This window comes from Hymenobacter sp. YIM 151858-1, assembly GCF_025979705.1.
In the GTDB taxonomy this organism is placed as follows: Bacteria; Bacteroidota; Bacteroidia; order Cytophagales; family Hymenobacteraceae; genus Solirubrum.
Genome location: NZ_CP110136.1, coordinates 2,043,018 through 2,069,344 on the forward strand (window position 1 = coordinate 2,043,018; position 26,327 = coordinate 2,069,344).

At 63.2% G+C, this 26,327-nt stretch carries 23 protein-coding genes; 11 read left to right on the forward strand and 12 right to left on the reverse strand.

From position 1 onward, the window contains the following. Positions 1-169 precede the first annotated feature (169 nt). The 5 genes from OIS50_RS09085 to OIS50_RS09105 all read left to right on the forward strand — a co-directional run bounded on the left by OIS50_RS09085 (position 170) and on the right by OIS50_RS09105 (position 7,994). Positions 170-691 carry a Spy/CpxP family protein refolding chaperone gene (locus OIS50_RS09085; RefSeq protein WP_264694074.1) on the forward strand — a complete coding sequence of 174 codons (522 nt, stop codon included), beginning with the start codon at positions 170-172 and terminating at the stop codon, positions 689-691. Between the two features lie 365 nt (positions 692-1,056). After that, positions 1,057-2,430 carry an MBL fold metallo-hydrolase gene (locus OIS50_RS09090; protein ID WP_264694076.1) on the forward strand — a complete coding sequence of 458 codons (1,374 nt, stop codon included), beginning with the start codon at positions 1,057-1,059 and terminating at the stop codon, positions 2,428-2,430. Positions 2,431-2,704: 274 nt separating this feature from the next. Further along, positions 2,705-3,937, forward strand: a complete 1,233-nt coding sequence (locus tag OIS50_RS09095; protein WP_264694078.1) for an exonuclease SbcCD subunit D C-terminal domain-containing protein — start codon at positions 2,705-2,707, stop codon at positions 3,935-3,937. A gap of 165 nt (positions 3,938-4,102) precedes the next feature. Next, positions 4,103-4,444: an endonuclease domain-containing protein gene (locus OIS50_RS09100; protein ID WP_264694080.1), complete on the forward strand. Its 342-nt coding sequence runs from the start codon at positions 4,103-4,105 to the stop codon at positions 4,442-4,444. 124 nt (positions 4,445-4,568) lie between these two features. Next, a complete protein-coding gene (locus OIS50_RS09105) occupies positions 4,569-7,994 on the forward strand; it encodes an AAA family ATPase (protein ID WP_264694081.1) in 3,426 nt (1,141 codons plus the stop codon). Between the two features lie 181 nt (positions 7,995-8,175). On the opposite strand, the gene OIS50_RS09110 is transcribed toward OIS50_RS09105, so the two are convergent. Together OIS50_RS09110 and OIS50_RS09115 are read right to left on the reverse strand one after the other, a co-directional pair. Next, positions 8,176-9,255 (reverse strand): DUF6687 family protein, encoded by a 1,080-nt coding sequence (locus OIS50_RS09110; RefSeq protein WP_264694083.1) that lies wholly within the window; start codon positions 9,253-9,255, stop codon positions 8,176-8,178. 30 nt (positions 9,256-9,285) lie between these two features. Further along, positions 9,286-9,603, reverse strand: a complete 318-nt coding sequence (locus tag OIS50_RS09115) for an HNH endonuclease (RefSeq protein WP_264694085.1) — start codon at positions 9,601-9,603, stop codon at positions 9,286-9,288. Positions 9,604-9,858: 255 nt separating this feature from the next. Here OIS50_RS09115 and OIS50_RS09120 point away from each other — a divergent pair, with 255 nt between their 5' ends. From OIS50_RS09120 to OIS50_RS09130, 3 genes are all read left to right on the forward strand, one after another. Further along, positions 9,859-10,299, forward strand: coding sequence for a hypothetical protein (locus OIS50_RS09120; protein WP_264694087.1), 441 nt, complete (start codon positions 9,859-9,861; stop codon positions 10,297-10,299). Positions 10,300-10,421: 122 nt separating this feature from the next. Next, a complete protein-coding gene (gene trxA / locus OIS50_RS09125) occupies positions 10,422-10,739 on the forward strand; it encodes a thioredoxin (protein ID WP_264694089.1) in 318 nt (105 codons plus the stop codon). Between the two features lie 54 nt (positions 10,740-10,793). After that, the gene (locus tag OIS50_RS09130; RefSeq protein WP_264694091.1) at positions 10,794-12,035 is read left to right on the forward strand and encodes an NAD(P)/FAD-dependent oxidoreductase; all 1,242 of its coding nucleotides are present in this window, start codon (positions 10,794-10,796) and stop codon (positions 12,033-12,035) included. Between the two features lie 15 nt (positions 12,036-12,050). On the opposite strand, the gene OIS50_RS09135 is transcribed toward OIS50_RS09130, so the two are convergent. Next, positions 12,051-12,824: a tetratricopeptide repeat protein gene (locus tag OIS50_RS09135; RefSeq protein WP_264694093.1), complete on the reverse strand. Its 774-nt coding sequence runs from the start codon at positions 12,822-12,824 to the stop codon at positions 12,051-12,053. 192 nt (positions 12,825-13,016) lie between these two features. Here OIS50_RS09135 and lpdA point away from each other — a divergent pair, with 192 nt between their 5' ends. Then, positions 13,017-14,411 carry a dihydrolipoyl dehydrogenase gene (gene lpdA / locus OIS50_RS09140; RefSeq protein WP_264694095.1) on the forward strand — a complete coding sequence of 465 codons (1,395 nt, stop codon included), beginning with the start codon at positions 13,017-13,019 and terminating at the stop codon, positions 14,409-14,411. A 114-nt stretch (positions 14,412-14,525) separates the two neighbouring features. Here the strand turns inward: lpdA and OIS50_RS09145 are convergent, their stop codons facing one another. Further along, entirely contained in the window at positions 14,526-15,503 is a 978-nt protein-coding gene (locus OIS50_RS09145; RefSeq protein WP_264694097.1) for an energy transducer TonB, read from the reverse strand. 141 nt (positions 15,504-15,644) lie between these two features. On the opposite strand from OIS50_RS09145, the gene OIS50_RS09150 reads away from it, so the two are divergent. Beyond that, positions 15,645-15,851, forward strand: a complete 207-nt coding sequence (locus OIS50_RS09150; RefSeq protein ID WP_264694099.1) for a hypothetical protein — start codon at positions 15,645-15,647, stop codon at positions 15,849-15,851. A gap of 211 nt (positions 15,852-16,062) precedes the next feature. Here OIS50_RS09150 and OIS50_RS09155 read toward each other — a convergent pair whose 3' ends face one another. The 8 genes from OIS50_RS09155 to OIS50_RS09190 form a co-directional block, all read right to left on the reverse strand. Next, complete coding sequence (locus OIS50_RS09155; RefSeq protein WP_264694101.1) at positions 16,063-16,239, reverse strand: hypothetical protein; 177 nt, start codon at positions 16,237-16,239, stop codon at positions 16,063-16,065. Between the two features lie 153 nt (positions 16,240-16,392). Next, positions 16,393-16,629 (reverse strand): hypothetical protein, encoded by a 237-nt coding sequence (locus tag OIS50_RS09160; RefSeq protein WP_264694103.1) that lies wholly within the window; start codon positions 16,627-16,629, stop codon positions 16,393-16,395. 48 nt (positions 16,630-16,677) lie between these two features. Then, positions 16,678-18,135 (reverse strand): efflux transporter outer membrane subunit, encoded by a 1,458-nt coding sequence (locus OIS50_RS09165; protein ID WP_264694105.1) that lies wholly within the window; start codon positions 18,133-18,135, stop codon positions 16,678-16,680. A 214-nt stretch (positions 18,136-18,349) separates the two neighbouring features. Further along, positions 18,350-21,559 carry an efflux RND transporter permease subunit gene (locus OIS50_RS09170; protein ID WP_264694108.1) on the reverse strand — a complete coding sequence of 1,070 codons (3,210 nt, stop codon included), beginning with the start codon at positions 21,557-21,559 and terminating at the stop codon, positions 18,350-18,352. Positions 21,560-21,791: 232 nt separating this feature from the next. Continuing rightward, positions 21,792-23,006, reverse strand: a complete 1,215-nt coding sequence (locus tag OIS50_RS09175; protein WP_264694109.1) for an efflux RND transporter periplasmic adaptor subunit — start codon at positions 23,004-23,006, stop codon at positions 21,792-21,794. A 90-nt stretch (positions 23,007-23,096) separates the two neighbouring features. Continuing rightward, positions 23,097-23,372, reverse strand: a complete 276-nt coding sequence (locus OIS50_RS09180) for a hypothetical protein (RefSeq protein ID WP_264694111.1) — start codon at positions 23,370-23,372, stop codon at positions 23,097-23,099. Between the two features lie 365 nt (positions 23,373-23,737). Next, positions 23,738-25,132 (reverse strand): HAMP domain-containing sensor histidine kinase, encoded by a 1,395-nt coding sequence (locus OIS50_RS09185; protein ID WP_264694112.1) that lies wholly within the window; start codon positions 25,130-25,132, stop codon positions 23,738-23,740. Between the two features lie 112 nt (positions 25,133-25,244). After that, positions 25,245-25,922: a response regulator transcription factor gene (locus OIS50_RS09190; protein WP_264694114.1), complete on the reverse strand. Its 678-nt coding sequence runs from the start codon at positions 25,920-25,922 to the stop codon at positions 25,245-25,247. Between the two features lie 171 nt (positions 25,923-26,093). On the opposite strand from OIS50_RS09190, the gene OIS50_RS09195 reads away from it, so the two are divergent. Then, positions 26,094-26,315 (forward strand): hypothetical protein, encoded by a 222-nt coding sequence (locus tag OIS50_RS09195; RefSeq protein WP_264694115.1) that lies wholly within the window; start codon positions 26,094-26,096, stop codon positions 26,313-26,315. Positions 26,316-26,327: the final 12 nt, after the last annotated feature.

Below are 26,327 nucleotides of genomic sequence, written 5' to 3' on the forward strand. Positions count from 1 at the left end.
GTGGGATGCCGCAGCGGGCCGCAAACGGACACGTCGGGGCCCGAATATAGGCAGAATCCGGCTTGCTGCTAGCTTGGCCCGGAACTTGCCCCGGCTGACCCGGGCCCGTTAAACCTATGGGCCAGTTTGCCCTCTAAGCAGGCAATATTTCATTACAGACACTCCCGCCATGAAAAAGATGCTTCTGCTGCTGACGGTTGCGGCCCTCGGCTTTACCACTGCTCAGGCCCAAAACCCCGCCAGCGCGAATGCGGGCACGCCCAACCCCGGCAATTACCAGGGCCGCGGGCAGGGCCAAGGCCGTTTCTCGCCCGAGCAGCGCGCCGATCTGCAAACCCAGCGCCTTGCCAAGCAGCTCAGCCTCACGGCCGATCAGCAAACCAAGGTGCGCGCCATCTTCCTGGCGCAAGCCAACGAAATGGAAACCCTGCGCGGCCAGATGACCCCGGGCAACCCCGATGGCCGGCAGGCCCTAGGTCAGAAAATGCAGGAGGCCCGCACGCGTACCGATGAGCAGCTGCGCGGCGTGCTCTCGCCCGAGCAATTTGCCCAGTACCAGGCCAAGCGCGAAGACCAAATGGAAAACCGCCTCGAGCGCCGCGAAGAAATGAAAGACGCCAAGGTGAAAGCCAAAGGCGACAAAGTGAAGGTGAAAGCCGATAAAGGCAAATCAAAAGTGAAAGCCGACTAAGGCGAAGCATCACGTCTCTCGCTCCACCTCTTAAAAGCCGCTCCTGCCCGGGGCGGCTTTTTTGCTTGCCTGACAGCTGCTGCCGTTGCGCCACCTAGGGGCTGCCGCAACGCCCGCCCGGCCCACCCACCCAGGGCACCTGCCTCGGCCTTACCAGCTGGCAAGTTGCCGGCCGGCCGAAATTTCAGGGCACTACCCGGTTGGCCGGATTCTCGGATTGTTATATTTGACAATGTCAGCCTCGGGCGGCCCGTAGCGGCCATGCTGTCAGCTTACGCTTAAACGGCGCGGTGCTTGTAATCGGCAAGCCCTCCGTCGGCGGCCGCGCCACCTGGGTCCGGCAGTTGTCACCTTACTTTACATCCATGAGTCCCCTGCCTTCCTCACAACCCTTCAGGATACACCAGTTCTACGACAAAGGGTTGGCCCACGCCTCTTACGCCGTGCTCAGCGGCGGCCGCATGGCCGTCATCGACCCGGCCCGCGACCCGCAACCGTATTACGACTTCGCCGACGAGCAAGACGCCAAAATCGTGGCCGTCATCGAGACGCACCCGCACGCCGACTTCGTCTCGTCGCACCTGGAAATTGCTGAGGAAACCGGCGCCACCATCTACGTGAGCAAGCTGGTGAAGGCCTCTTACCCGCACAAGCCTTTCGACGAGGGCGACCGGATTTCGGTAGGGCAAGTGGAGCTGCACGCCATCAACACGCCCGGCCACTCGCCCGACTCCATCTGCATTTTGCTGATCGACGAGCTGGGCGGCACCCGCGCCGTATTTACCGGCGACACGCTGTTTGTGGGCGACGTAGGCCGCCCCGACCTGCGCGAAGACGAAGCCGTGGGTGGCCACAAGCGCGAGGAGCTGGCCGCGCAGATGTACGACAGCACCCGCGAAAAGCTGATGACCTTGCCGCCCACCACCAAGGTATACCCGGCGCACGGCCCCGGCTCGTTGTGCGGCAAAACCACCTCCACCGACCTCGACTCGACCATTGGCAAGGAGCTGAAAACCAACTACGCCTTGCAGCCCATGTCGCGCGACGAGTTTGTGCGCGTGCTGCTCGAAGACCAGCCCTTCGCGCCCAAGTACTTCGGCCGCGATGTGCAGATCAACAAGCAAGGCGCGCCGGCGTTCGAGGACTCGGTGCGTTCGGTGCAACACCTGCAAAGCCACACCCCGCTCGAAGCCGGCGTTCCGATTATCGACACCCGTCCGGCGGCGCAATTCCGCCAAGGCCACTTGCCCGGCGCCATCAACCTGATGGACGGCGGCAAGTTTGAAACGTGGCTGGGCTCCATCCTAGGTCCGAAAGAGCCGTTTTATCTGGTGGCCGATTCGCAGATTGCCCTCGACACGGTTATCCGCAAAACCGCCAAAATCGGCTACGAAAGCAACATCAAAGGCGCTCTGCTGACTCCGCGCGAGCTGCCTGCCACCTCGCCGGAGGTTGATGTGGAGCAAGTACGCCAGCACCCCGAGCAGTTCACCATCGTCGACATCCGCAACCGCACCGAGGCCAAGCAGCCCGTGTTCGACAACGCCCTGCTGATTCCGCTGCCCGAGCTGCGCGAACGTGCCCACGAAGTGCCCGCCGATAAGCCCGTGCTGGTGCACTGCGCCGGCGGCTACCGCTCGGCCGCGGGTAGCAGCATCCTGAAGGCTGTGCTGCCCAACGTGCCGGTTTACGACCTAGGCGAAGCTATAACCGAGTTTCAGAAGCAGGCTGTGCATTAAGCGCCTGCTGATCTGAAAGTCAAAAGCCCTGGCCGTGTGCCGGGGCTTTTTGATTTTTAGCCCGCAGAAGCCGCAGAAGTTTTCGCAGAAGTCGCAGAGCTCAGCGGCCACTGCGAAAACCTCTGCGCCCTCTGCGGGCTAAATAAACTGGTTTACCAATTTGATTAAGTAACCTGATTTACTAAACATCGAACCTTCTTGGCGCCGACAATTTGCAGCGAAAATCGGCGCCGCAAACGTTAATTTTGACGTTGCACTGTCACTTACCACCCGCATGAGAGTCCTGCACACCGCCGATTGGCACCTAGGCCAACGCTTCATCAGTGGCCACGAGCGCACCGAGGAGCACCGCCATTTCCTGGAGTGGCTGGTGCGCACCGTGCAGGAGCAGCGCGTGGAAGTGCTGGTGCTGGCCGGCGACGTGTTCGACACTGGCTCGCCCTCCAGCGCCGCGCTCGAGCTGTACTACTCCTTTTTGGTGCAGCTGCGCCAAACCAACTGCCGCGACGTGGTGATTGTGGGCGGCAACCACGACTCGCCGGCCACGCTCAATGCCCCGGCCCGCTTGCTGCGCCACTTGCGCGTACACGTGGTAGGCTGCGTGCCCGATTGCTTCGAGGAGCAGGTGCTGATACTCGACGACGCCCAGGGCCAACCCGCGCTGGTGGTGTGCGCTGTGCCCTTTCTGCGCGACCGGGACGTGCGCCTCTCATTGCCCGGTGAAACCGCCGAGGCGCGCGAAGCCCGCATCAAGCAGGGCATTGCCGACCACTACGCCCGCGTGGCCGAGTGCGAGCAGGTGTGGCAGCACAAGGCCAACGGCCTGCCCGTGCTGGCTACCGGCCACCTCTACGCCGCCGGCGGCTCGGCTTCCGATTCGGAGCGCACCATACACGTGGGCAACCTAGGGCAGGTCACGGCCGACCACTTCCCCGATTGCTTCGACTACGTGGCCCTAGGTCATTTGCACCGCCCGCAGCGCGTGGGCGGGCGCGAGCATATCCGCTACAGCGGCTCCCCCATTCCGCTGTCGTTTTCCGAAATCCACGACCCGAAGCAGGTGTTGCTGCTCGAATTCAAGGGCACCGGCTGCCCCACCATCGAAACCATTGCGGTGCCCACTGCCCGCCGCCTCGTGCGCTTCCACGGCGACCTGGAGGAAGTACTTACGCAACTAGCCGCCTACGACAACGCCGAGCTGCCCCTGCCCGCCTGGGCCGATGTGGAAATCCGCTCCGAAATAGGCCAACTCGAAGTAGCGGAGCAGCTGCTGAAAGTCATCGAAAAGCTCGACCGCAAGCAGATTGAGGTACTGGCCCGCCGGCATTTCCGCATCGTAACGCTCCGGCCCCTAGGTGAAACCGAAGCCGAGCCGCTCACCCGCAGCCTGCACGACTTCTCGGAGCGCGAAGTATTCGAGCGGCGGCTGGAGGGCGAGCCGGAAGATGGCCGCGAACAGCTGCTGCGCACCTTCGATGAGCTGGTGGAGCTGATGCACACCAACTAGGGGCCTCACCCCCCCGCCCCTCTCCAAGGGGAGAGGGGGAGCCTGGGGATTCAATAGAGTTAATTAGCGTTTGTGACGATAAGTGAGAAAATGAATTGTGGATCAACAACTCAAGGAAACTCATCCATCTGCTCAGGAGGCTTGGCATGGGCTACTGCTGATAAGTTGCAGTATAATCTAAGCAGTGTATCGGCCTGGCAGATGCGCCGCCAGCCTACTCTGGCTGAGGCGGTGATGTGGCAGCATTTGCGAGGGAAGCGGTTAGGTTTTCGCTTCAGGAGGCAGAATGTGATTGACCGCTTCATTGCGGATTTCATCTGCATACCCGCCAAGCTTATTGTTGAGGTTGATGGTGGTTATCATAACCAGCCAGAGCAAAACACTTATGATGAAGGCCGTACCCACAATCTGGCAACGCTGGGCGACACCGTCAGCCGCTTTTCCAACGAAGAAGTGCTGCATCAACCCGACTCTGTAGTAGCACAAATCCGACAGCATCTGGCGTAACTTGCTTAGCAAATAGCTAACTACAAAAGCTAGCTCATTCTTACCTTGAATACATGCCCTCGTCAGGCTCCCCCTCTTCCCTTGGAGAGGGGCCGTGCCCCGGAGGGGTCCCGTGAGGCCACCTATGAAAATTCTCCGCGTCCGGTTTTTCAACCTCAACTCGCTGCGCGGGCAGCACGAGATTGACTTCAGCAATGCCCCGCTTTCCGATGCGGGCCTGTTTGCCATTACCGGCCCCACCGGCGCGGGCAAAACCACCATCCTCGACGCCATTACGCTGGCCCTCTACGGCCAGGTGCCCCGCCACGACGGCGAAGTAGCGCAGGTAATGAGCCAAGGTACCGGCGAAAGCTGGGCCGAGGTAGAGTTCAGCGTAAACGGCAAGCTGTACCGCTCGCGCTGGGGCCAGCACCGCGCCCGAAAAAAAGCCGAAGGGCAGCTGCAGGATGCCTCCATGAGCATCAGCGAGCTGAAGGAAGGCTCCGACGAGGGCGTGATTCTGGAAAGCTACAAGTCGCGGGTGCCGGCGCGGGTAGCCGAGCTGAGCGGCCTGGAGTACCGCCAGTTTTTGCGCTCGGTGCTGCTGGCGCAAGGCGAGTTCACGCGCTTCCTGAAATCGAACCCCGGCGAGCGGGCCCAACTGCTCGAAAAGATTACCGACACGCAGAAGTACTCCGAGATTTCGCGCTTTGCCTTTGAGAAAGCCAAGGAAGAAGACAAGCGCAGCGAAGCCCTGCGCGCGGGCCTTGCCGGCGTAACGCTGCTGTCGGAAGACGAACTGACCGCCCTAACGGCCGAAATAACCGCCCTCGAAGCGCAAGCCGCCGCGGCCACCGCCACGCGCCAGCGCCTCAGCGAGGCCCATACCTGGCTGCGGCAGCTCGACGACCTAGGGCTGCGCCGCCAGCGCGCGGCCGCCACCCTGGAGCAGCTAACCGCGCAGGCCGCCAGCCTCGGGCCCGTGCGCCAGCGCCTTACGGCGCACCAGCAGGCCGCGCCGTTCAGCACGCCGTGGGCCTTGGTGCAGCAAACCGATGCACAGCTGCAGCGCCTGCGCCACGAGCAGGAGCAGCTTGCTTTGCGCCGCCCCCTGCTGCACACCACCCTCGAAACAGCCCGCCAGCAACGCGCCACGGGCAAGCAGCACCACGCCCAGACCCAGCAGGCGCAGCACGAGCAAGAGCCTAGGTTGCTCGAGGCCGATAAGCTCGATGGCCTGATTGCGCAGGCCGAGGAGCAGTTGCGCAAAGAGCGCCTGGATTACGACCAACGCCTGGAGCAACACAAGCAGGCCGCCGCCACGCTGGAGCAAACCACCGCGCAGGTGCAAACCCTCGGCACCGAGCTGCACGACCTCGACCAGTGGCTGCAGCACAACCAACGCCTGGCCGAGCTGCCCGCGGCCCTGCCCGACCTCACCAGCGAACTGCAGGTTTGGACGAGCCTGCAGGCCGAATTGGGCGAGCTGAGCAAAGCCGAAGCCGACCTCAAAACCCGCCTGGCCGCCGCCACTGCGGCCGCGCAGCGCGGCCAAACGGAAACCGAAACCACGCAGCAGCGCCTTGCTGCCGTGCGCCAACTGCACCAGGCTGCCGCCACCGAGCGCGACCAGTGGCTGCGCCGCCTGCTGCACCACGTGGCAGCCCTGCAGCGCCAGCACCGCGAGCAAGAGCAGCGCTGGGACGACCTGCGCCGCCTCACCCAGGCCCACCAGCTTATTCTGACGCACGAAGAAGCCCGCCAGCACCTGGTGGCCGGCGAGCCGTGCCCGCTGTGCGGCGCCACCGAGCATCCGTATGCCGCGGGCGTGCTGGGCATCAGCCACGATTCGCTGCAGCGCGACCAGCAGCGCGAAGAAGAGCTGGGCCAGCTGGTGCGCACCCTGAATGCGCGCCTCAACCGCATGCAAAGCCTTACGGGTCTGCTCGAACACGCCGGCGGCAATGCCGCCGCGGCCGAAGCGCCTACCCTGCTACCCCTGCTTACCGAAGCCGACGAAGAGGCCGCGCCCAAAGCCGTTCGGGCCGTGGGCCAGCAGTTGCGCGAGCTGGCCCAGCAGCAGCACGACCTGGAGGTGGCCTTTACCAAAGCCCAAGGCCAGCACCAGCAAGCGGCGGCTCAGCAGCAGCAAATTGGCCAGGAGCTAGCCGCCCTGCAAATTCGTTTGGCCGATGCCGGGGAGCGTGTGCCCGTGGTGCGCGACACCATCGGCAGCCTGCTGAGCTCGTTTGGGCTGCAGTTTACGGGCGAAAACGGCGCTACGCTGGTGGAGCAACTGAAGGGCCTGAGCGCCGAGTTTGCGCGGAAAAAGCAAGCCCGCACCGATGTGGACAAGCTGCTCAGCACAGCCCAGGCCCGCACCGAGGAGCTGACCAAAAGCCGCGCCGACAACCAGCAGTGGCTCACGGCCAACAGAGAGGTGCTGATGCAGCGCTTCAAGGCCATTGAGCAATTGCGTGCCCAGCGCCAGGAGTTCTTTACCGGTACCGATGTGGCCCAGGCACGGGCGCAGCTGGCCGAGGCCGTGCGCCAGGCCGCCGAGGCGTATGAGCGCCACGATAAAGCCTTTTGTGAGCAGGAAGCTACCCTGGCCCGCCACGACGAACGCCATCAGCAGCTGGCCGAGGAAATCGCGCAGCAACAGCAGCAGCGCGACCAACGCCACGCCGCTTTGCTGGCCGACCTGCAAGCCGCCGGCCTGCCCGCCGATGGCGCCGCGCTGGCTGCCCGCCTGCTGCCCGAGCACGAGGTGCACCGCCTGGCCGAGCAGTTGCAAGCCCACGAACGCGCCGTGGCAACCGCGCAACACAGCATTACGGAGCTCACGCATCAGCACCAAACCGAGCAGGCCCGCGCCCTCACCACCGAACCCGCTGAGGTGGTATTGGGGCAGCTGCGCGAGGCCGAGCAGCAGCTGGCCGCCCTCAACCAGCAGCTGGGCCAGCGCCAGCAGCGCCTTGCCGACCACCGCAGCGGGCAGGAGCGCCACGCCCAGATTGTGGCCGAGCTGGACAAGCAATTGCAGGAAGCCCGCCGCTGGCGCCGCCTGGCCGAGCTCATTGGCTCGGCCGATGGCAAGAAGTTCAGCGAGTTTGCGCAGGGCCTCACGCTGGCCCGCCTCGTGGAGCTGGCCAACCGCCACCTGGCCCGCCTCAACGACCGGTACCGCATTACGCGCAACCCGCACGAGCACCTCGATCTGCTGATTGTGGACGAGTACCAGGCCGGCAGCACCCGCTCGATGAACTCGCTCTCGGGCGGTGAAAGCTTTTTGGTAAGCCTGGCCCTGGCCCTAGGTCTGTCGGAGCTGGCCGGCCGCAAGACCCAGATCGACACGCTGTTCATCGACGAAGGCTTCGGCACCCTCGACCCCGATACGCTCGACGTGGCGCTTTCGGCCCTCGAAACGCTGCAGGGCACGGGCAAAATGATCGGCATCATCTCGCACGTAGAGGCCCTGAAGGAACGCGTGAGCACCCAGATTCACGTGCGGCGCGGCGCCGGCGGCGTCAGCTCGCTCCGCGTAGTAGGTTTCGGCACTGAGGCGTAGCACAGCAGTAGCGCGGTGTAGCGCGGACTTTGTAGTCCGCGTCCACAGACAGTATTTTCTAATCGTTGCGTGTAGCGCGGGCTTCAGCCCGCGCTACACGCACTGCCGCCCTAGGTCCGAAAACAGAAATTACGAGTTGAAGACGCGAACTACAAGTTCGCGCTACACGCGCTGCACCGCGCTACAATTGCGCGGCCACCCCAGCGGCGCGTATTTCCTCCCAGCTCCAATACCGCCGCGGCTCGATTCCGGCGTATTGCTTTTGCAAGAAGCCGACGACTTCCTGCTCCAACTCAGTGGCGGAGATGGATGAGGCATAGATAGGCCGCTGATCGGGGTCGGCGTAGCGCTGCACTTTGCTGAGGCCGCGGTCCGAGAGGCGCAGCAAGGGGCCGGTATCGGTTACGGCGTCGCACGTCCAGAGGCGGCGGGAGGTTTCCAGCTCATTCAGGCGCTCGGCCAAGGGCGCAAGCGGCAGGCGGGGCAACGTGGGCCGCGATTCCAGATCGACCCAGGTGGTGTATTTGTACTCCAGCTCGTAGCGCTGGCCGTGGTAGCAGCTCAGTACCACATCGTAGCCGGCGGTGGGGCCAAACAGGGCGTAGTAAGGCAGCGGCTCGGGCGAGTGTAGTACCACCAAGCCCAACTCGGGGTAGCGGCGCAGCTGCGTGGCGGGGCTTTGCATGGCGGCAATGCCTTGGCGCACACGCTCGTGCTCTGGGGCCCAGGCGGTGCGCCCTAGGTCGGGGGTTTGCAACACCTCGGCAAAGGCCGGCAGAAACCAGGCAAACTTTTCCGCCGAGGCTTCGTCTTCGCGGCGGCGCAGCTCAGGCGCGCCGAACGGCGGGTAAAACAGCTCTTTTTCCTTGGCGTTCAGCCAGCAAACCAGCTGCAGGGCGGTGTCGGCCAGGGGGTGCTGCCAGTCCAGCTCCCGAAAATCACCTAGGGTTGCTACCATGCGCAGCAGGGTTTCGTGCTGCAACGCCAGCTCGGGGTTCAGCAGCGCCCACACGCCCACAAACCCATCCACATCGAAGTGGTTGGCCGTGACGAATTGGGCCCGCTGCAGCTCGTGGGGCGGGGTGCGCAGCGCCCGCAAGGCCGAGCCGGCGCTGGTATCGTCGCGGTAGGGCTGGGGCGTGGGGGCCTGGCGCCAGTGGGCCAGCGTAAGGGCCGCTCTGGGCAGGATGCTATCGACGACAACGGTGGCGACGGCCTGGCGGCGGGCCTGAGCAAACGGCAGAAAAGCAAGCAGGGGCATACGCCGGCAAAGAAACAGCCGCCGGGCCAATTAGCGGCGCCGCCGGCGGTTGCTGATGCGCTCCACGCGGCTGCGCTTTATCCAGTGCAAGTACTTCTGCAGCTCGTCGGCACTGCGCAGCGCCTCTACCGAATGGTACTGGCGGGCCAGGGCTTTGTTGGTAAGCAACAAGTGCACGGTGCTGTGGCAGGGCTGGCACAAGTCGATGGTGGGCCCGTAGCGGCCGCCCTCCTCGCGGGGCACCAAATGGTGGCGCGATACCTGCTGCACCTGCCGCTCGCATAGTTGGCAGGTGGGTTCGGGCGGCGGGGCCGCGGCTGCAAAAGTTACTTTCCGTCGTGAAGCCACAAAGCGGGCTTACGCGAAGGTCGGATAGCAGGATGCCCAGGGCTGCATACGGAAACCGTGCGTTCAGAAAAAAATTACTTGTGCTTTTTCCAGGGCGTTTGTCAGATTTATATATTTGGTAGCATCAGTGTGCCAAAGGTCCAATAAGTCAATTTCTTACCTAGCTGTTCGGGCCCGCGCTGAGCTTCCGCTCCTACCCTACCACCCGCCTCCCTCCCCTGGTACCTCTTCAATTCATTTCACACACTCCGCCCTATGAACACTCCTACCCTTGCTTTGTGGAAACGCATGAGCAGCCTTGCCGCGCTGCTTGTTGTGTTGCTGCTGTGCTCGCCTAGCGCCAAGGCCCAAACCTGGATGGTATCAACCGACCCGTTCGTGCGGATCGGCGTTGCTGACAAGTTCGGGCAGCTTGGCGCCTACAAGGCCAAATTCACCGTTACAAGCCAGGCATCGGGCAAAAGCTACACCCTGGTGAAGGACGTGCAGAACGGCCAGAACGGCGTGGACGTCATCTTCCCGAGCCCGGCCACCGAGGCCGATTTCTTCCAGACGGAAACCGGCATTGCGGCCAACGGCGCCCCCGGCGACTACACCTGGGTGTGCGAGGTAAGCGGCAAGCGTGCCGGTGGCGGCCGCTTTTCGCTGCCGGCCGTGTCGAACGACGTAACGGTAGTGGAGCGCGCCAAGAAATAGTTGCTCCGCCGCTCGTACAACAAGCCGCCCGGCCCGCACCCACGCGCCGGGCGGCTTTTTAGTGCCCTTACCCCGCTGGCCTCGGGTGCCGTATAACCTTGCAGCACCAAGCCCTTGTACTCATGGCCAAAAAATCCTTCAACGAGCTCATCAACAGCCCCGGCATGCCCGTGCTGGTCGATTTCTACGCCGATTGGTGCGGCCCGTGCAAAGCCATGGCCCCCATTCTGGAGCAAGTGGCGGCGCGGCACCAAGGCAAAATCAAGGTGATAAAAGTAGATGTGGACCGCAACCCGGCCGCCGCGCAGCAGTTTCGGGTGCAGGGCATTCCTACCCTAATCCTGTTTCACAAAGGCCAGCCAGTGTGGCGGCAGTCGGGCGTGGTGCCCGAGCCGCAGCTCAACCAGGTACTCGCCGGCTACGTGGGCCAGCGCGCCTAAGCCGCTTACGCGCCTTATCTTGTGCGGCCGGCGCTGTTGCGCCGGCCGTTTTTTATGCGCCACGCTGATATCTGCATTCTTGGGGCCGGACCCGCCGGCGCCACCGCCGCCCTGCACCTGGCCAACGCCAGCCACCGCGTAACCGTGCTCGACAAGGCCACTTTCCCACGCGACAAGGTGTGCGGCGATGCCCTGAGCGGCAAGGTGCTGATGGAGCTGCGCCGCATCGACGAAGCCCTGCCGGCCAAGTTGGCCGCCTGGCCCGGCCAGCTGCCCAGCTGGGGCATCGACTTCTTTGCGCCCAACGGGCAGCGGCTCAGCGTACCCTTTCGGCCCCGCTACAACCCCGATACCGAAGCCCCCGCCGGCCACGTAGCCCGCCGCCTCGATTTCGACCAATTGTTGGTGGATGAGCTGCGCCTGCGCCCCGAAGTAGAGCTGCTCGAGGGCACCACCGTGGCCAACCACCGCCTAGGTGCCGACGGCCGCTGGCTGCTGCTCGATGCCGCCGATCGGCCCATCATTACGGCGCGGTTGCTGCTGGTGGCCAACGGGGCGCAGTCGGCGTTTGCCCGGCAAATTGGCGGCCACGCCCTGGAGCCCGCGCACCACTGCGCCGGCCTGCGGGTGTACTACCGCGGGGTGCGCCAGCTGCACCCGCACAACTTTATCGAGCTGCATTTTCTGCCCGATTTTTTGCCGGGTTACCTCTGGATTTTTCCGCTGCCCGATGGCGCCGCCAACGTGGGCGTGGGCATGCTTACGAAGGAAGTGTCGCGCAAGCGCGTGAACCTGCGCGAGCGGCTGCACGAGCTGCTTACCACGCACCCCAAGCTGCGCGAGCGGTTTGCCGAGGCCACCCCCGAGGGCCCGGTGCGCGGTTTTGGCTTGCCCCTAGGTTCGAAGCGCCGCCCGCTTTCCGGCAACGGCTACCTGCTCCTCGGCGACGCCGGCTCCCTCATCGACCCGTTTACCGGCGAGGGCATCGGCCACGCCATGATTTCGGGTAGGCACGCCGCCGACTGGGCCGCCCGGGCTTTGGCTGCCAACGATACGTCAGCCCGCTTTCTGCAGGGCTACGATGCCGCCGTGTACCGCCGCCTGGGTAAGGAGCTGCGCCTGAGCCACGGCATGCAGCGGCTGCTGCGCTGGCCGAGCTTGTTCAACTTTGTGGCCAACCGTGCTGCCCGCAACCCTACCCTGGCCGAAACCTTATCGGCCATGTTCCTCGACCTGGACTTGCGCGAGCGGCTGCGGCAACCGTCGTTTTACCTGCGCCTGCTGGCTGGCAAATGAGCGCCCTAGGTGCCGCTACTTGCCGGCGAAGCGGCGCAGGCTCTTGTTGGCTTCGGGGTTTAGCTCGGAGGCGCGCTCCAAGTCGCGGCGGGCGTCTTCGGGCTTGTTGAGCGAGGCGTAGCAAATACCGCGGTACTCGTAGGCATCGGCGTACTGCGCATCAAGTTCGATGGCCTTGTTGAAATCGGGCATGGCGCCCTTGTAATTCCCGAGCTGCATTTTGGCAATGCCGCGGCCGAAGTAAGCTTCTTTATCGGTGGGGTTGTAGCGCAGGGTTTTGCCGAAGTCGCTGATGGCGGCGTTGTACTCTTTCAGCCGCAGGCGCGTGAGGCCCCGGTTGTACAAGGCCACTGGGTTGGTGGCTTTGATGCGCAAGGCGGCATTGAAATCGGTTAGCGCATTGCGGTAATCCTTGAGCTGGGCCTTGGCGCGGCCGCGCGCAATCAGGGCGTCGGCGTTGCGCGGGTTAGCTTTCAGGCGGGCATCGGCGGCTTTAATCTCGGCCCGAAAATCGGCGGGCGTGCGGCGCTCGGCTGCGCCGGCCCCAGGTGCCACGGCCGCCTCGGGTGCTGCGGCACCTAGGGCCGGCTCGGTGCTGGCCACCGGCGTGGCAGCCGCGGGGGCAAGCGCCCGGCCCGAGTCGGCCGCGGCGGCGGCAGCGGCCTCGTTCAGGCGCGCACGGGCGGCCATGGTGGGCGTTTCGTTTTCGCGGGTGGCCGAGCACTGGGCCGTCAGCAAAATCAGCAGCAGGCCACCTAGGGCCGGCAAGGATTGTATAGCTGGTTTCATCGGGAGTTGATCAGGGTAAAAGAAAGCAAACGCCGGAAAGCCCAAACCCGGGCTCCGCGGTTTAGTATACGGCAGCGCGCCGCCGAAGTACCGCGCATTGGGGCGGTATTGCCGGGGCGGCTATCTTTGCCCACCCGAGCCCAGGCTGGGCCCGGCTTTCAATTGCCCATCTTTCCCATCAGACAACCTTATATGGCATTGCAGTACGACGTAGTCGTGATTGGCTCGGGCCCTGGCGGCTACGTAGCGGCCATTCGCGCCTCGCAGCTTGGCCTGAAAGTAGGCGTGGTAGAGCGCGAATCGCTCGGTGGCATCTGCCTCAACTGGGGCTGCATCCCCACCAAAGCCCTGCTGAAATCGGCGCAGGTATTCGACTACCTGAAGCACCCGCAGGAGTACGGTCTCTCGGCCGACAACGTCGGCTACGACTTTGCGGCCGTGGTAAAGCGCAGCCGCGGCGTGGCCGAGGGCATGAGCAAGGGCGTTACCTTCCTGCTGAAGAAAAACAAGGTTGATGTCATTTCGGGCACGGCCAAAATCAGCAAGCCCGGCGAAGTGGCCGTAACCAAGGCCGATGGCGGCAGCGAAACCATCCAGGCCAAGCACATCATTCTGGCTACCGGCGCCCGCGCCCGCGAGCTGCCGAACCTGCCCATCGACCACAAGAAAATCCTGGGCTACCGCGACGCCATGGTGCTGCCCGAGCAGCCCAAAACGATGGTAGTGGTGGGCTCCGGCGCCATCGGCGTGGAGTTTGCCTACTTCTACGCCACCATGGGCACTAAGGTGACCATCGTGGAGTTCATGCCGCGCATCGTGCCGGTGGAGGACGAAGAAGTGTCGAAGCAGCTGGAGCGTTCGTTCAAGAAATCGGGCATCGATATCCTCACCAACGCCTCGGTGGAGAAGGTGGACACCAGCGGCCCCGGCTGCAAAGTGACCATCAAAACCGCCAAAGGCGAGCAGCAGATGGACGCCGACGTGGTGCTGAGCGCCGTGGGCATTCAGCCGAACCTCGAGAACCTAGGCCTTGAGGAGCTGGGCATTACGGTGGAGAAAGGCCGCATTAAGGTGGATGAGTACTACCGCACCAACGTGCCCGGCATCTACGCCATTGGCGACATCGTGCCCGGCCCGGCGCTGGCGCACGTGGCCTCGGCCGAGGGCATTACCTGCGTGGAGGCCATTGCCGGCCACCACCCCGAGCCCATCAACTACGGCAACATCCCCGGCTGCACCTACTGCTACCCCGAAATTGCCTCGGTGGGCCTCACCGAAGAAGAAGCCAAAAAGCAGGGCTACGACGTGCTGGTGGGCAAGTTCCCCTTCTCGGCCTCGGGCAAAGCTTCGGCTTCGGGTGCCAAGGACGGCTTCGTGAAGGTCATCTTCGACAAGAAGTACGGCGAATGGCTGGGTGCCCACATGATCGGCGCCGGCGTAACCGACATGATTGCCGAAGCCGTGGTGGCGCGCAAGCTCGAAACCACCGGCCACGAAATCATCAAGGCCATTCACCCCCACCCCACCATGTCGGAGGCGGTGATGGAGGCTGCTGCCGCTGCTTACGGGGAGGTAATTCACCTGTAAGCCCTAGGTTATCTTACGTGCCAACGGCCCGCCGGAACAGTGTTCCGGCGGGCCGTTGTGCGTATCTCTCAGGTGGTTTTATGCATCCATACGCCGCAGCCACCAGCGCCAACGCTACTGCGGCAGCGCGGTTCGTGCCGCGTCGAAGGGCAGCTTCTTGTAAGTGCCACGCAGCCGCGCGTCCAAGTCGGCTTTGTCGTCGGTGAAGCGGGGCTGGCCGGGCTGCTCGAAGTGCCAGGTGCCCAGGTAGTGTACCTGGCCCGCGGCAACGGTGAAGACGTATCGGGTGGCGGCTACGGCGTTGGCCGGATTAGCGGCTTTGCGCAGGTTTTCGGTGAACGTTTCGCCGCCGTACCATTTGCTTTCGGTGTATTCGTAGAAGTGCAGGGCGTAACGGCCGGGCGGCACCGCGAAGCAGAAGCTGTTGCTGCGCGCCGATTTGAAGGCCGGCTTCACCTCCAGCCGCACGGCTTTGCCGGTGCCGAGATTGACGAGGCGCACGTACTGCCCGAAACCGCCGCTGCTGAAGCCCAAGCGTTGCACACAACTGCCGTACACGATTCCCTTGTCGGGTGGGATAATGCCGCGGTCGGGGCTCCAATAGTTCAGCGCAGGCTGCAGCCCCTTAAGCGGCAGCAGATCCAGTGAATCGGGCCCGGCCGCCACCTGGGAAGCTACGCCGGGTACCCCAAACGTAACCGGCATGGTATACACCACGCTCACGGGGCGGCCGTTCTGGGTAGCGGGCTGCCAGGTCCAGTGGTTGAAGAGGCCCACGACGCGCAGGGCCTCGCGGTCGAGGTCGGCGCGGACGCCTTGCTTGAGGCTCACATCGGTGGTGCGGCCCTCGGGGCTGACGGTGAACTGCACCAGTACCTTGCCGGCAACGCCCTCGCGCAGGGCCTGCGCGGGGTAGCGCAGGCTGTCGCGGATAATGGCCTTAAGCTGATCCAAGCCGCCCGGAAATACGGGCATGGTTTCGGTGTAGCGGTACTCCTTGGCAGGGGCCTGGGCTGGTTGTTGGCTATGCACCGGACGGCTGAGCAGGCCAAAGCCTGCCGTAAGCCCGACAAGGGTAAAAAAGCGTTTCACCGAATTGCCATCAGATAGGGAGAGACATGCTATCAAACCGCAAGATACCAAGACCCTCGCCCGCTCACCAAGTGCCGCAAGTTTCCGGCTGCGGTTGGGTTATCGGGGCTTCGGATTACATTAGTTCCCCTATTTTACTTTATGTCCTCCGCTACCGACATCCTCCTCTACCAGTCCCCCAACGGGCAGGCGCAGCTGCAAGTACACCTGCAAAACGAAACCGTGTGGCTCACGCAGGCGCAAATGGCGGAGCTGTTCGACGTCTCGCGTCCCAACGTTACCATGCACGTGCGCAACGTGTTCAAAGAAGGTGAGCTGGCCGAAGAATCAGTTAGGCTGTGTCGGTAAACTCCAGAACGGTCATGCTGAGCCTGTCGAACCGAAGGAAGGCGTAAGCCAAGCATCGCTACCGCTTCGTGGAACGAGCCCAGACGAAGCGGTAGCGATGCTTCGACAGGCTCAGCATGACGACCACGAGGCTTGAAGCAACTTCTCAGACACAGCCTAGTAAGGAATCCTTACATACTGCCGCTGATGGCAAGGGCTACCGCGTCAAGCATTATAACCTTGACGTAATTACCTCGGTGGGTGCAATAGTCCGGAACAGCGCGGCATCGGCAGGCGGGCGCAGGGTTGTTGCTGATGCGGCTTGTTTGCTGAAGCCACAGCTGTTCAGCAACCCGACACCTAGGCTTGCGCAAGCAGCCTGCAGGGCAATGCGGGTAGATAAGGGCATAGGGGTGGCGCATTGATAGCAACGGCGTTGCAGCGCTACCCAATATACACTTATTGCTATGCTTGCAGAAACAGGTTTGCGAGTTGTCAGCGCACTTGCTTGGTGGCCTGTTGTGGCATTGCTATGCGCCTAGGTGCCAGCGGGCTCCATTGGCTAAAGCAGCTTTTCGAGCGCGGCTGCTATGCCCTCGAGGGCGCCCACGTAGTGCACTATCGGCTCGTACAGGCTGCCCGACGACAGCTCTACCTCGGCGCCGGCATTCGGGATGAACAGCCGCAGGATGCCCCGCTCGTGCATGCGCACGAGCAACTGCCCTTCGAGGTAGCGTGTATCGCTCGGAATCCAGTCGGCCGGTACAAAGCCCACTTCGTTTAACTCATATTCTTTCATGCGGCAACGGCGCGGGGCATGCGGCGCCTCCGCGCTGCGGGAGGTTGGTTATGGGTTGGTTGGTGCCGTATCCCAGCCGCCACCTAGGGCGCGGTACAACTCTATCAGCAGCTGAAACTGCTCTTTGCGCAGCTGCGTGGCTTCGAGCTCGGCATCGAGCACGTTGCGCTGGGCGGTAATCACCTCCAGGTAAGTGGCACGGTTGGCCACGTAGAGGTTATTGGAGGCCTCCACGGCCCGGTTGAGCGCGGCTACTTCCTGCTGTTTCAGGGCGTAGGCCCGCCGGAAATAAGCCAGGCCGCTCAGGTTGGTATGCACCTCCCGGAAACCCGTTTGCAAGGCTTTCTGGTAGGCAAACACGGCCTCGCGCTCGGCGGCGGTGGCGCGCTGGTAATCGGCCCTGATCTGGCTGCGGTTGAACACCGGCGCGGCCAGCCCGGCAAGCAGCCCAAACGCCACCGATTGCGGCTGAAACAGCAGCGAGGTGCGGTAGGCATTCAGGCCTACGTAGGGCGTGATGGTGAGCGAAGGCAGAAACGCGGCCCGGGCGGCGGCCACGTCGGCGCGGTTGGCCGTGAGTTCCAGCTCGGTCTGCCGGATATCGGGGCGGCGCAGCAACAGGCGGGTGGGCACGCCGGCGGCTACGCTATCGGGCAGTGCCTGCTGCCGAATGGGTGCCCCCCGCACAACGCGCTGCGGATAGCGACCCAGGAGCTGATTAAGCTCGTTTTCGGCCCGCACGATGCGCTGGCGCACCTGCTGCTCGAGGCTTTGGGTGCGCAGCAACTGCGCCGTAAACTGCTGCACGGCCAGCTCGGTAGCACGGCCACCGGTTTTCTGCACCTTCACAATCTCGAGGGCGCGCTCCTGCAGGCGGGCGTTGCGCACCAGCACATCCAGCTCCGAGTCGAGGGCCAGCAGCTCGTAGTACAGGCTGGCTACTTGCGCCACCAGCGAGGTAGTAACCAGGTATCGGCCCTGCTCGGTGGCCAGCAAACGGGCGTAGGCCGCCTGGCGGCGCTGCCGCAGCTTGCCCCACAGGTCGATTTCCCAGGTGCTGCGCAGGCCCAGGAAATAATCGGGCGTGGCGGGGTTGGGGATGCGCTGGTCGCCGCGGATATTGGGCGAGAGGTTGGTGTCGTAGTTGCCCACGCCGTTGAGCGTGTACTTGCCCCACCGGTCGAAGCCGGCGGCGGCTACTCCGCTTACCGTTGGCAGCAGCGCCCCGCGGGCCGCCACCACGGCCGCGCGGGCCTGCTCGATGCGTTGCACGGCCATGCGCACATCGAGGTTGTTTTGCAGGGCGGTGTCGATAAGGCTGACCAGCCGGGTATCGGCGAAGAACTCGCGCCAGGGCCGCTCGGCAATGCTGACCGAGTCGGTAGCGGCGGCGGGGCCGTACTGCGCCGGCAGCACGGCCGCAGCCCTAGGTGGTGTAGGCTCGGTTACTTTGCAGCCGGCCATCAGCAGCAAGCTCAGCAGAAAATAGAGGCGTTGAGAAAGCATGAGTTGGAGCATATGGGCGGGCTGCCGCAGGGGCGGTTCCCGGCCTGGGTGGTGTAGCGCGTTGTGCAGGGCACAAGCCGAAGCTTCGGCACCGCTTCGCCAAATAGCGGTTCCCCAACCGTAGCCATTTGCTGGCTTGTCGGTGCGAAGCCTGGCTGTGCCCGGCACAACGGTAAGTGGCCTTGCCACCTAGGCGTTTAAGCAGTTGTATGGTTTAGGCGTGTTCGGGCTCGAGGCGCCGCACCGCGCGTTGGTTTTCAACAGCATCTTCTTCGTCGTCCTCGTCGGGCGCGGCGGGTTTGCTCAGGCCCGCAAACAGCACGTACAGGCCCGGAATCAGCACCACCCCAAACAGGGTACCGATGAGCATACCGCCCGCCGAGGCCGTGCCGATGGAGCGGTTGCCCATGGCCCCGGCGCCCGTGGCAATTACCAGCGGAATCAGGCCCGCGATGAACGCGAACGACGTCATCAGAATAGGCCGCAGGCGCGACACGGCACCCTCGACGGCGGCCTCGAGCACCGGGGCGCCCTGCTGCCGGCGCTGGTTGGCTACCTCGATGATGAGAATGGCGTTTTTACCTAGGAGGCCGATGAGCATGACCAGCGCCACTTGCGCGTAAATGTTGTTTTCGAGCCCCAGGACTTTCAGCGACAGGAAGGCGCCGAACACCCCCGTGGGCAACGACAGCAGCACCGGCAGCGGCAGCAGGAAGCTCTCGTACTGCGCCGCCAGCAGCAAGTACACGAACACGATAACCACCAGGAAGATGTAGATGGCCTGGTTGCCCGACAGGATCTGCTCGCGCGTCATGCCCGACCACTCGAAACTGAAGCCGCGCGGCAGCTCCTTGCTGGCCACGCGCTCCACGGCGGCAATGGCGTCGCCGGAGCTGAAGCCGGGGGCGGCGTCGCCGTTGAGCATGGCCGAAGTGTACATGTTGTAGCGCGTGAGCTGCTCGGGGCCGTACACGCGCTCCATCGTCAGGAAGGTGGCGTAGGGCACCATCTCGCCGCGGTCGTTTTTCACGTACAGCTTCAGCACGTCTTCGGGCGCGGCGCGGTAGTTGGGCGCGGCCTGCACCATCACCTTGTACATCTGCCCGAAGCGGATGAAGTTGGAGGCGTAGAACGAGCCCAGCAGCGTTTGCAGGGTGCTCATGGCGCGGTCGACGGTTACGCCCTTTTTGGCGGCCATTTCCTGATCGACGTGGATGAGGTACTGCGGGAAGCTGGCGTCGAAGGTGGTGAAGGCCGAGCCGATTTCGGGCGTTTTGGCCAAGGCCGTGATAAACTTGTTCGACACGGCGGCCGTCTGCTGCAAGTCGCCGCGGCCGGTTTTATCGAGCACGCGCAGCTCAAAACCGCTGCTGTTGCCGAAGCCCGGTACGGTAGGCGGCGAGAAGAACTCGATGCGGGCGTCGCTGATGCCGGCCGTGCGCTTGTTCAACTCCTCAATCAGCTCCTGCACCGACAGCTTGCGTTGGTCCCAGGGTTTCAGGTTGATCATGCCCATGCCGTAGGAGGCCCCGGCCACTTCGTTCAGCAGGCTGTAGCCGGCCAACGTCGAAACCGACTCTACGGCATCGAGCTTGGCGGCTTGCTGCTGAATCTGGTCGAGCACTTTTTCGGTGCGCTCCACGGTGGCCCCGGCGGGCGCCGTTACGTTCACGTAAATCATGCCCTGGTCTTCCGTCGGGATAAAGCCCGTGGGCAGAATCAGGCTCAGCCCAAAGGTGGCAGCGCAGAACAAGGCAAACAGACCTAGGGTAACCGCCCGCTTGGGCGCCCAGCGGCGCAGCAGGCGTTCGTAGCCGCGGGCCACGGCATCGTAGCGGCGGTTGAAGCCGGCAAAAAAGCGCGCCAGCAAACCGGGTCGCTTGCCATCGTCATCGGGCGTGTCGCCCTCAATAGCGTGCGTGGGCTTCAGCAGCAGCGCGCACAATGCCGGCGTAAGCGTAAGGGCGTTGACACCTGAAATGACAATGGAAATGGCCAGCGTGAGCGAGAACTGCCGGTAGAACACGCCCACCGGGCCCGACATAAACGCCACCGGCACAAACACCGCCGACATTACCAGCGTGATGGCCACAATGGCACCGCCAATCTCGCCCATAGCGGCCAGGGTGGCTTTGCGCGCCGAAAGGTGCTCTTCGTGCATTTTCACGTGCACGGCCTCCACCACCACAATGGCGTTATCCACCACAATGCCAATGGCCAGCACCAGCGCGAACAAGGTGAGCAGGTTGATGCTGAAGCCGAACATCTGCATAAAAGCCAGCGTGCCCACCAGTGCTACCGGCACGGCCAGGGCCGGAATAAGCGTGGAGCGCCAATCCTGCAAGAACAGGTACACCACCACAAACACCAGCAGGAAGGCCTCAAACAGCGTGCGTACTACCTCATGGATAGAAGCATCGAGGAAGCGCGACACGTCGTAGCTGATGTTGTACGTCATGCCCGGCGGGAAGCTGGTTTGCTTCAGCTCGGCCATGCGGGTTTTCACGTTCTCGATTACCTCGCGGGCGTTGGAGCCGGGGCGCTGCTTCATCATAATAGCCGCCGAAGGCCGGCCATCGGTTTTGGAGGCCATGCCGTAGCTCAGCGTGCCAAACTCCACGTCGGCTACGTCGCGCAGCTTCAGCACCGAGCCATCGGCGTTGGCCCGGATTACGATGTTCTTGTACTGCTCGGGCTCGAAGAGCTTGCCCGTGTAGCGCAGCACGTACTGCAGCATTTGAGCGGTGCGGCCCGAGCTTTCGCCGGTTTGGCCGGGCGCGGCCTCCACGTTCTGGGCCCGAATGGCCTCCACCACTTCATCAGCCGAAACGTCGTAAGCCAGCAGGCGGTCGGGCTTCAGCCACACGCGCATGGAGTACTCGCGCGAGCCCATGATTTCGGCCCGGCCCACGCCCTCGATGCGCTTGAGCTCCTGCAGAATGTTGATGTCGGCGAAGTTGTAAATGAACTCCTCGTCGGCCGAGGGGTCGTCGCTCATTACATTGAGGTACAGGAGCATGCTGTTCACCTCCTTCTCGGTAGTTACGCCGGCCTTGATTACCTCTTCGGGCAGTTCGTCGATGATGGTCGTGACGCGGTTCTGCACGTTCACGGCCGCGAGGTCGGGGTCGGTGCCCACCTCAAAAAACACCTGAATGGCCGTGATGCCGTTGTTGGAGGTAACGGTGGACATGTACGTCATGCCCGGCACGCCGTTGATGGCGCGCTCCAGCGGCGTGGCCACGGCCTTGGCGCACACCTCGGCGTTGGCGCCGGTGTACTTGGCCGTAACGGTTACGGAGGGCGGCACGATTTCGGGGAACTGCGTGATGGGCAGCGTCAGGAACGCCAGCCCGCCCAACAGCACAAAAATCAGCGAAATGACCAGCGAGAGTACCGGTCGTTTTATAAACAGTGCGAGCATCGGAGCGGCAGGTGGTGGTGGTAGGTGGGGCCGGCAGCCCGGCCACCCAGGGCTGGCTGCCTCCCCCTCACGCCCGCCGAAAGTCGCGGTGCCAGCCGACCAGAACCACACCATTCACCTTTTTCTCCACGGAAAAAAATTATGGCTCGGGTCGGGGTTGCGGCACCGCAGCTTTGGCGGGCGGATGGCGCGGGCGCTTTTGGTGGACGCCTGCGCCATCGGGGCGGGAATTTTAGTAGGCGTGCACGGTGGCCCCGGAGCCGCCACCGCCGCCGGCGGGCTGGGCCCTAGGTGCCAGCAGGCTATCGAGGCCCACGGGGCGGGGCCGGATGCGCATGCCGTCGCGGGCGTCCTGCACGCCTTCGTACACCACCCGGTCGCCGGGTTTCAGGCCGGCCTCCACCACGTAGAAGTGCGAAAGGCGGGTTTTGGGCACGAAGTGCGTTTGGCGCAGGCGGTTGTGCTGGTCGACGAGGAACACGTAGTTTTTATCCTGCAGCTCGAACACGGCTTTTTGCGGCAGCAGCACGGCATCCTCCACCTCGTTGGCCAGCTTTACGCGGCCCGTGGCGCCGTGCTTCAGGAGCTTGTCGGGGTTTTGGAAACGCGCCCGGAAAGCAATGGAGCCGGTGTTGGCGTCGAACTCGCTTTCCACGGTTTCGATGCGCCCCAGGTGCGGATACGGCGAGCCATCGGCCAGCACCAGCTGCACCTCGTCGGCGTGGCTGTTGGGGCCTTTGGCGCGGCGCTTCATGTAATCGAGGTACTCGCCCTCCGACACCGTGAAGTAGGCAAACACCGCCCGGATGTCGGACACGGTGGTAAGCAGCGTGCCATCATCAACCAGGCTGCCGACTTTCAGCGGAATGCGGTCGATGATGCCGTCGAAGGGCGCGCGCACCTGCGTGTACGAAAGGTGCAGCTGGGCATCGGCCAACGACGAGCGGGCCTGCGCAGCTTCGGATTGGGCGGCCTTCAGCTTGGCCTGCGCCACCTCCAGCTCGGTTTTCGACACGATGTTTTTATCCACCAGCAGCGTTACCTGCTTTACCTCCAGCTCGGCCACGCGCGTGGCGGCCTGGGCGCTGGCCAGGGCGGCTTTGGCTTTGCTGATTTGGGTGCGGTAGGGCGCGTCGTTGATGCTGAACAGCAGCTGGCCCTGCTTTACCTCCTGCCCTTCGTCGACGTGAATCCTATCGAGGAAGCCTTGCACGCGGCCGCGCACCTCCACGTTGCGCAGGGCCTGAATGTCGGCCACGTACTTGCGAAACAGCACGGTATCCTTGGCTACCAGCTGCGTTACGGGCAGCACGGGCGTGTCGTCGGCGGCCGCGCCGGTAGCCGATTGTTCGGTTTCGCCTTTGGCCGTGCAGCCCGCCAGGGCCAGGCCACCTAGGGCAGCGGTAAGTACGGATAGGCAGAGTATTCGGGGTAGCGGTAATGACATAACAAATTGGCCCAAAGGCCACGAGGTGCAACAACGGCGCAAAGCTGTAGCTACAGCATTAGAGCCGCATTAGGCTGAGATTAGAAAAGATTAGAGCCGCGTTTGGGCGGTGGGTTGCTCTTGCCGCAGCAGGCTCACGAGCAGGCTATCCTTGCGTAGCTGCTCGGCCTGGCAATCGGCCAGCTGGCCTTGCATCAGGCGCAGTTCCACCGCCGATTCGTCGGCGCGGGTGTCGGCCACGGCTTCGCGGTCGAGGAGGTGGTCGGCGCTGGGGTACAGCAAGTAGCAATTCAGGCTGGCCGACAACAGCAACCCTGCCAGCAGCAAAATGGCTGGCAGCTGCGTCGGCCGACGATGCTTTTTCATGGGCATAAATGCACTGATCAGCCACGAAGGAGGCTTCAGGGCATTAGAGCCACGTGAGAACGGGATTAGAAAAGATTAAGGGGGCCAGGGCCTCACCCCCGGCCCCTCTCCAAAAGAGAGGGGAGCCTGGCAACCTAGGGAATAGGTGTCATGCCGAGCATGTTGCGCATCGAGCAAGGAACCGAGACATCTGGTGCACGGACGCCTGATAGCATACACTCCCCCTCTCCCTCATGTCGCGCCTGGAGCGAGGTAGGGGGCCGTGCCCCGTAGGGGTCCCGTGAGGCCCCAACAGCAGCACGCCAGATGCCTCGGTTCCTTGCTCGATGCGCAACATGCTCGGCATGACAGCCAAGCCCTAGGTGCTAGTGTGCCGCTTTAGGCTCGGCAGCGGCTACGTAGGCCGGCAGGCGCACGGTGGCGGTGGTGCCCTGCCCCGGCTCGGAGCTTATGGTAAGCTCGCCTTTGTGCAGGCGCACCACTTTCTGCGTGATGGGCAGGCCAATGCCGTGGCCCGGCCTGGAGCGGCCGTTTTCGGCCCGGAACAGCGGCTCGAACACGCGCTGCAAGGCTTGTGGCTCGATGCCGATACCTTGGTCGGCAACCGTTACCAGCAAGGTTTTGCGGTTGTGGTAGCCCAGTTGCACCGTTACGGGCTTGCCGGAGTATTTGCAGGCGTTATCGAGGAGGTTGAACAGCGCGGTGGTGAGCAGGTGCTCGTTGCCGAGCACCATGAACGGGTCCTCCACATCGTCGGGCAGGTAGCCGAAGTGCAGCTGCACCGCGCAGCTGGTGTGCTTGGCCGTGCAGTAATCAATGGCCTGCGTGAGGCACTCATCGAGGCGCACAGGGTTGCGCTTGAAGCTGGTTTCGTCGGCTTTGGCCAGGGCCAACAGGCCGTTGGTCAGCTCGATAATGCGGCGCAGCTCCTCGATAGAAGATTGCATGCTGCGCTTGGCTTCGGCCAAATCGGTGTCGTAGCTCAGCGAGGTTTCGAGGGTACCCAGGGCGTTGGCCAAGGGCGTGCGCAGCTCGTGCGAGGCGTGGGCCACAAAGCTTTTGTGGGCATCGAACGCCTGCTCCAGCCCCTCCAGCATGCGGTTGAAGGTGATGGCCAGTTGGGCAATTTCGTCCTTTTGGTTGCCCTCGTGCACGCGCTGCCCTAGGTTGGAGGCCGTAATGCGGCGCACCTCGCGCACAATGCGCGCAATGGGTTTCAGGGATTCTTCGGCGAAGTACCAGCCGGCCACCACCGTGAGGGCCAGCGCGCCAATGTTGCCCACCAGCAAAATCAGCAGCAGCTTGCCCAATTGCTGATGGCCCACTTCGTCGTAGCCGGCGGCAAAAATGCGGTAGCCCTGCCCCTGGTGCTCGTAGTACACGCCCAGGCACTCGCGCCCGCCGTACTTAAAAGCCACTTGGTGGTTGGGCTGCACCTGCCGAAGATGGGCGAGGTTGCCGCGCTGGTCGATGTGGTCGTCGGAGGCGTAGATGAGCCGCCCCTGCGGGCTGAAGATGCTGATTTGTTCGCCGGCGTGCGTCAGCAGGTCACGGCGGCGCAGCGCGCTCAGGATGCCCCGGCGCAGGTTGTCGCGCTTAAGTAAAATGCGGCCCGTAAGCTCCACCTTGCCCGCCATGCGGTTCTGAAACTTCTTCTCGCGCGTGGCCGCATTGAAGTAGTAGATAAACAGCGAAAAGCACAGCTGTATAGCCAATACCAGCAGCGTAAAGCGCAGAATCAGTTTGTTGCGAATCAGCATGGCGGGTTAATTAGTAATTAATAATTATGAATTAGTAATTGCAACAGCACCGAAATGGTTGGAGGCACAAGCAATTCATAATTATTAATTACTAATTCATAATTAAAAGGCATCAGCCTTCGCGCATGGTGTAGCCCATGCCTACCACGGTGTGAATGAGCTTGGGCGAGAAATCTTTGTCGATTTTCTTGCGCAAATAGCTCACGTACACGTCGATGATATTGGTGTTGGTGTCAAAGTTCAGCTCCCACACGCGCTCGGCAATGTCCACGCGCGTAACGGTTTTGCCGCGGTTCAGGAGCAGGTACTCGAGCAGGGAATACTCGCGGGTGGTCAGGTCGATGCGCTGGCCGGCGCGGGTTACGTAGCGGCCGTCGAGGTTCAGTTCGAGGTCGGCCATGCGTAGGGTGCGCTTGGCGGTGGCGGCCTCGTGGTTGCGCTTGCCCAGGGCGCGGGTGCGCAGCAGCAACTCCTTGAACTCAAAGGGCTTAACGAGGTAATCATCGGCGCCGGCCTCGAAGCCGGCCACTTTGTCGTCGAGGCTATCGAGGGCCGTGAGCATGAGCACGGGCACGTGGGCGTCGTGCTCGCGCAGCTGGCGGCACAGCTCAAAGCCGTTGATGTAGGGCAGGTTTACGTCGAGAATAACCACGTCGTAGCGGTTGCGGTCGAGCAACGATTTGCCCACGCGGCCGTCGTAGGCTACTTCTATCTCGTAGGCCTCGTTTTCGAACCCTTTTCGGATAAACGAGGCCAGCTTGGGCTCGTCCTCAACCAACAATAGCTTCATAGGCGCGGGGCAGGGCAATAATTGCCACACAAAGGTACGCAGCCGCCAAGGGTAAGGTCGGCTGCCAGGATTACCGCGAGCGGCCCGCAAAGTTTCGGCAATTGCCGAGTTTTCGTTATCGTTGGCTTCCGCTCCTACCTAATGTAAGCTCAACCCCAAGCACCACTCTGCATGAAGTCGCTCCTCACCTTCTGGAAACTGCTGTACCTATTGCTGGGTGGCCTCGTGCTGGCCGGTTTGGGCGCGTTTTTCAAGCTCGCCAACCTCTCGCCGCTGCTGGCCGATGGCGGCCTGCTGTTGGGCCTGAGCTGCGTGCTGCTGGCCAAAGTGCTGTTGCTAGTGCTTTTTGTGCGCTGGGGCTGGCGCGTAAACCGCCAACTGCTCGATGCGTAACCCCTTTTACTC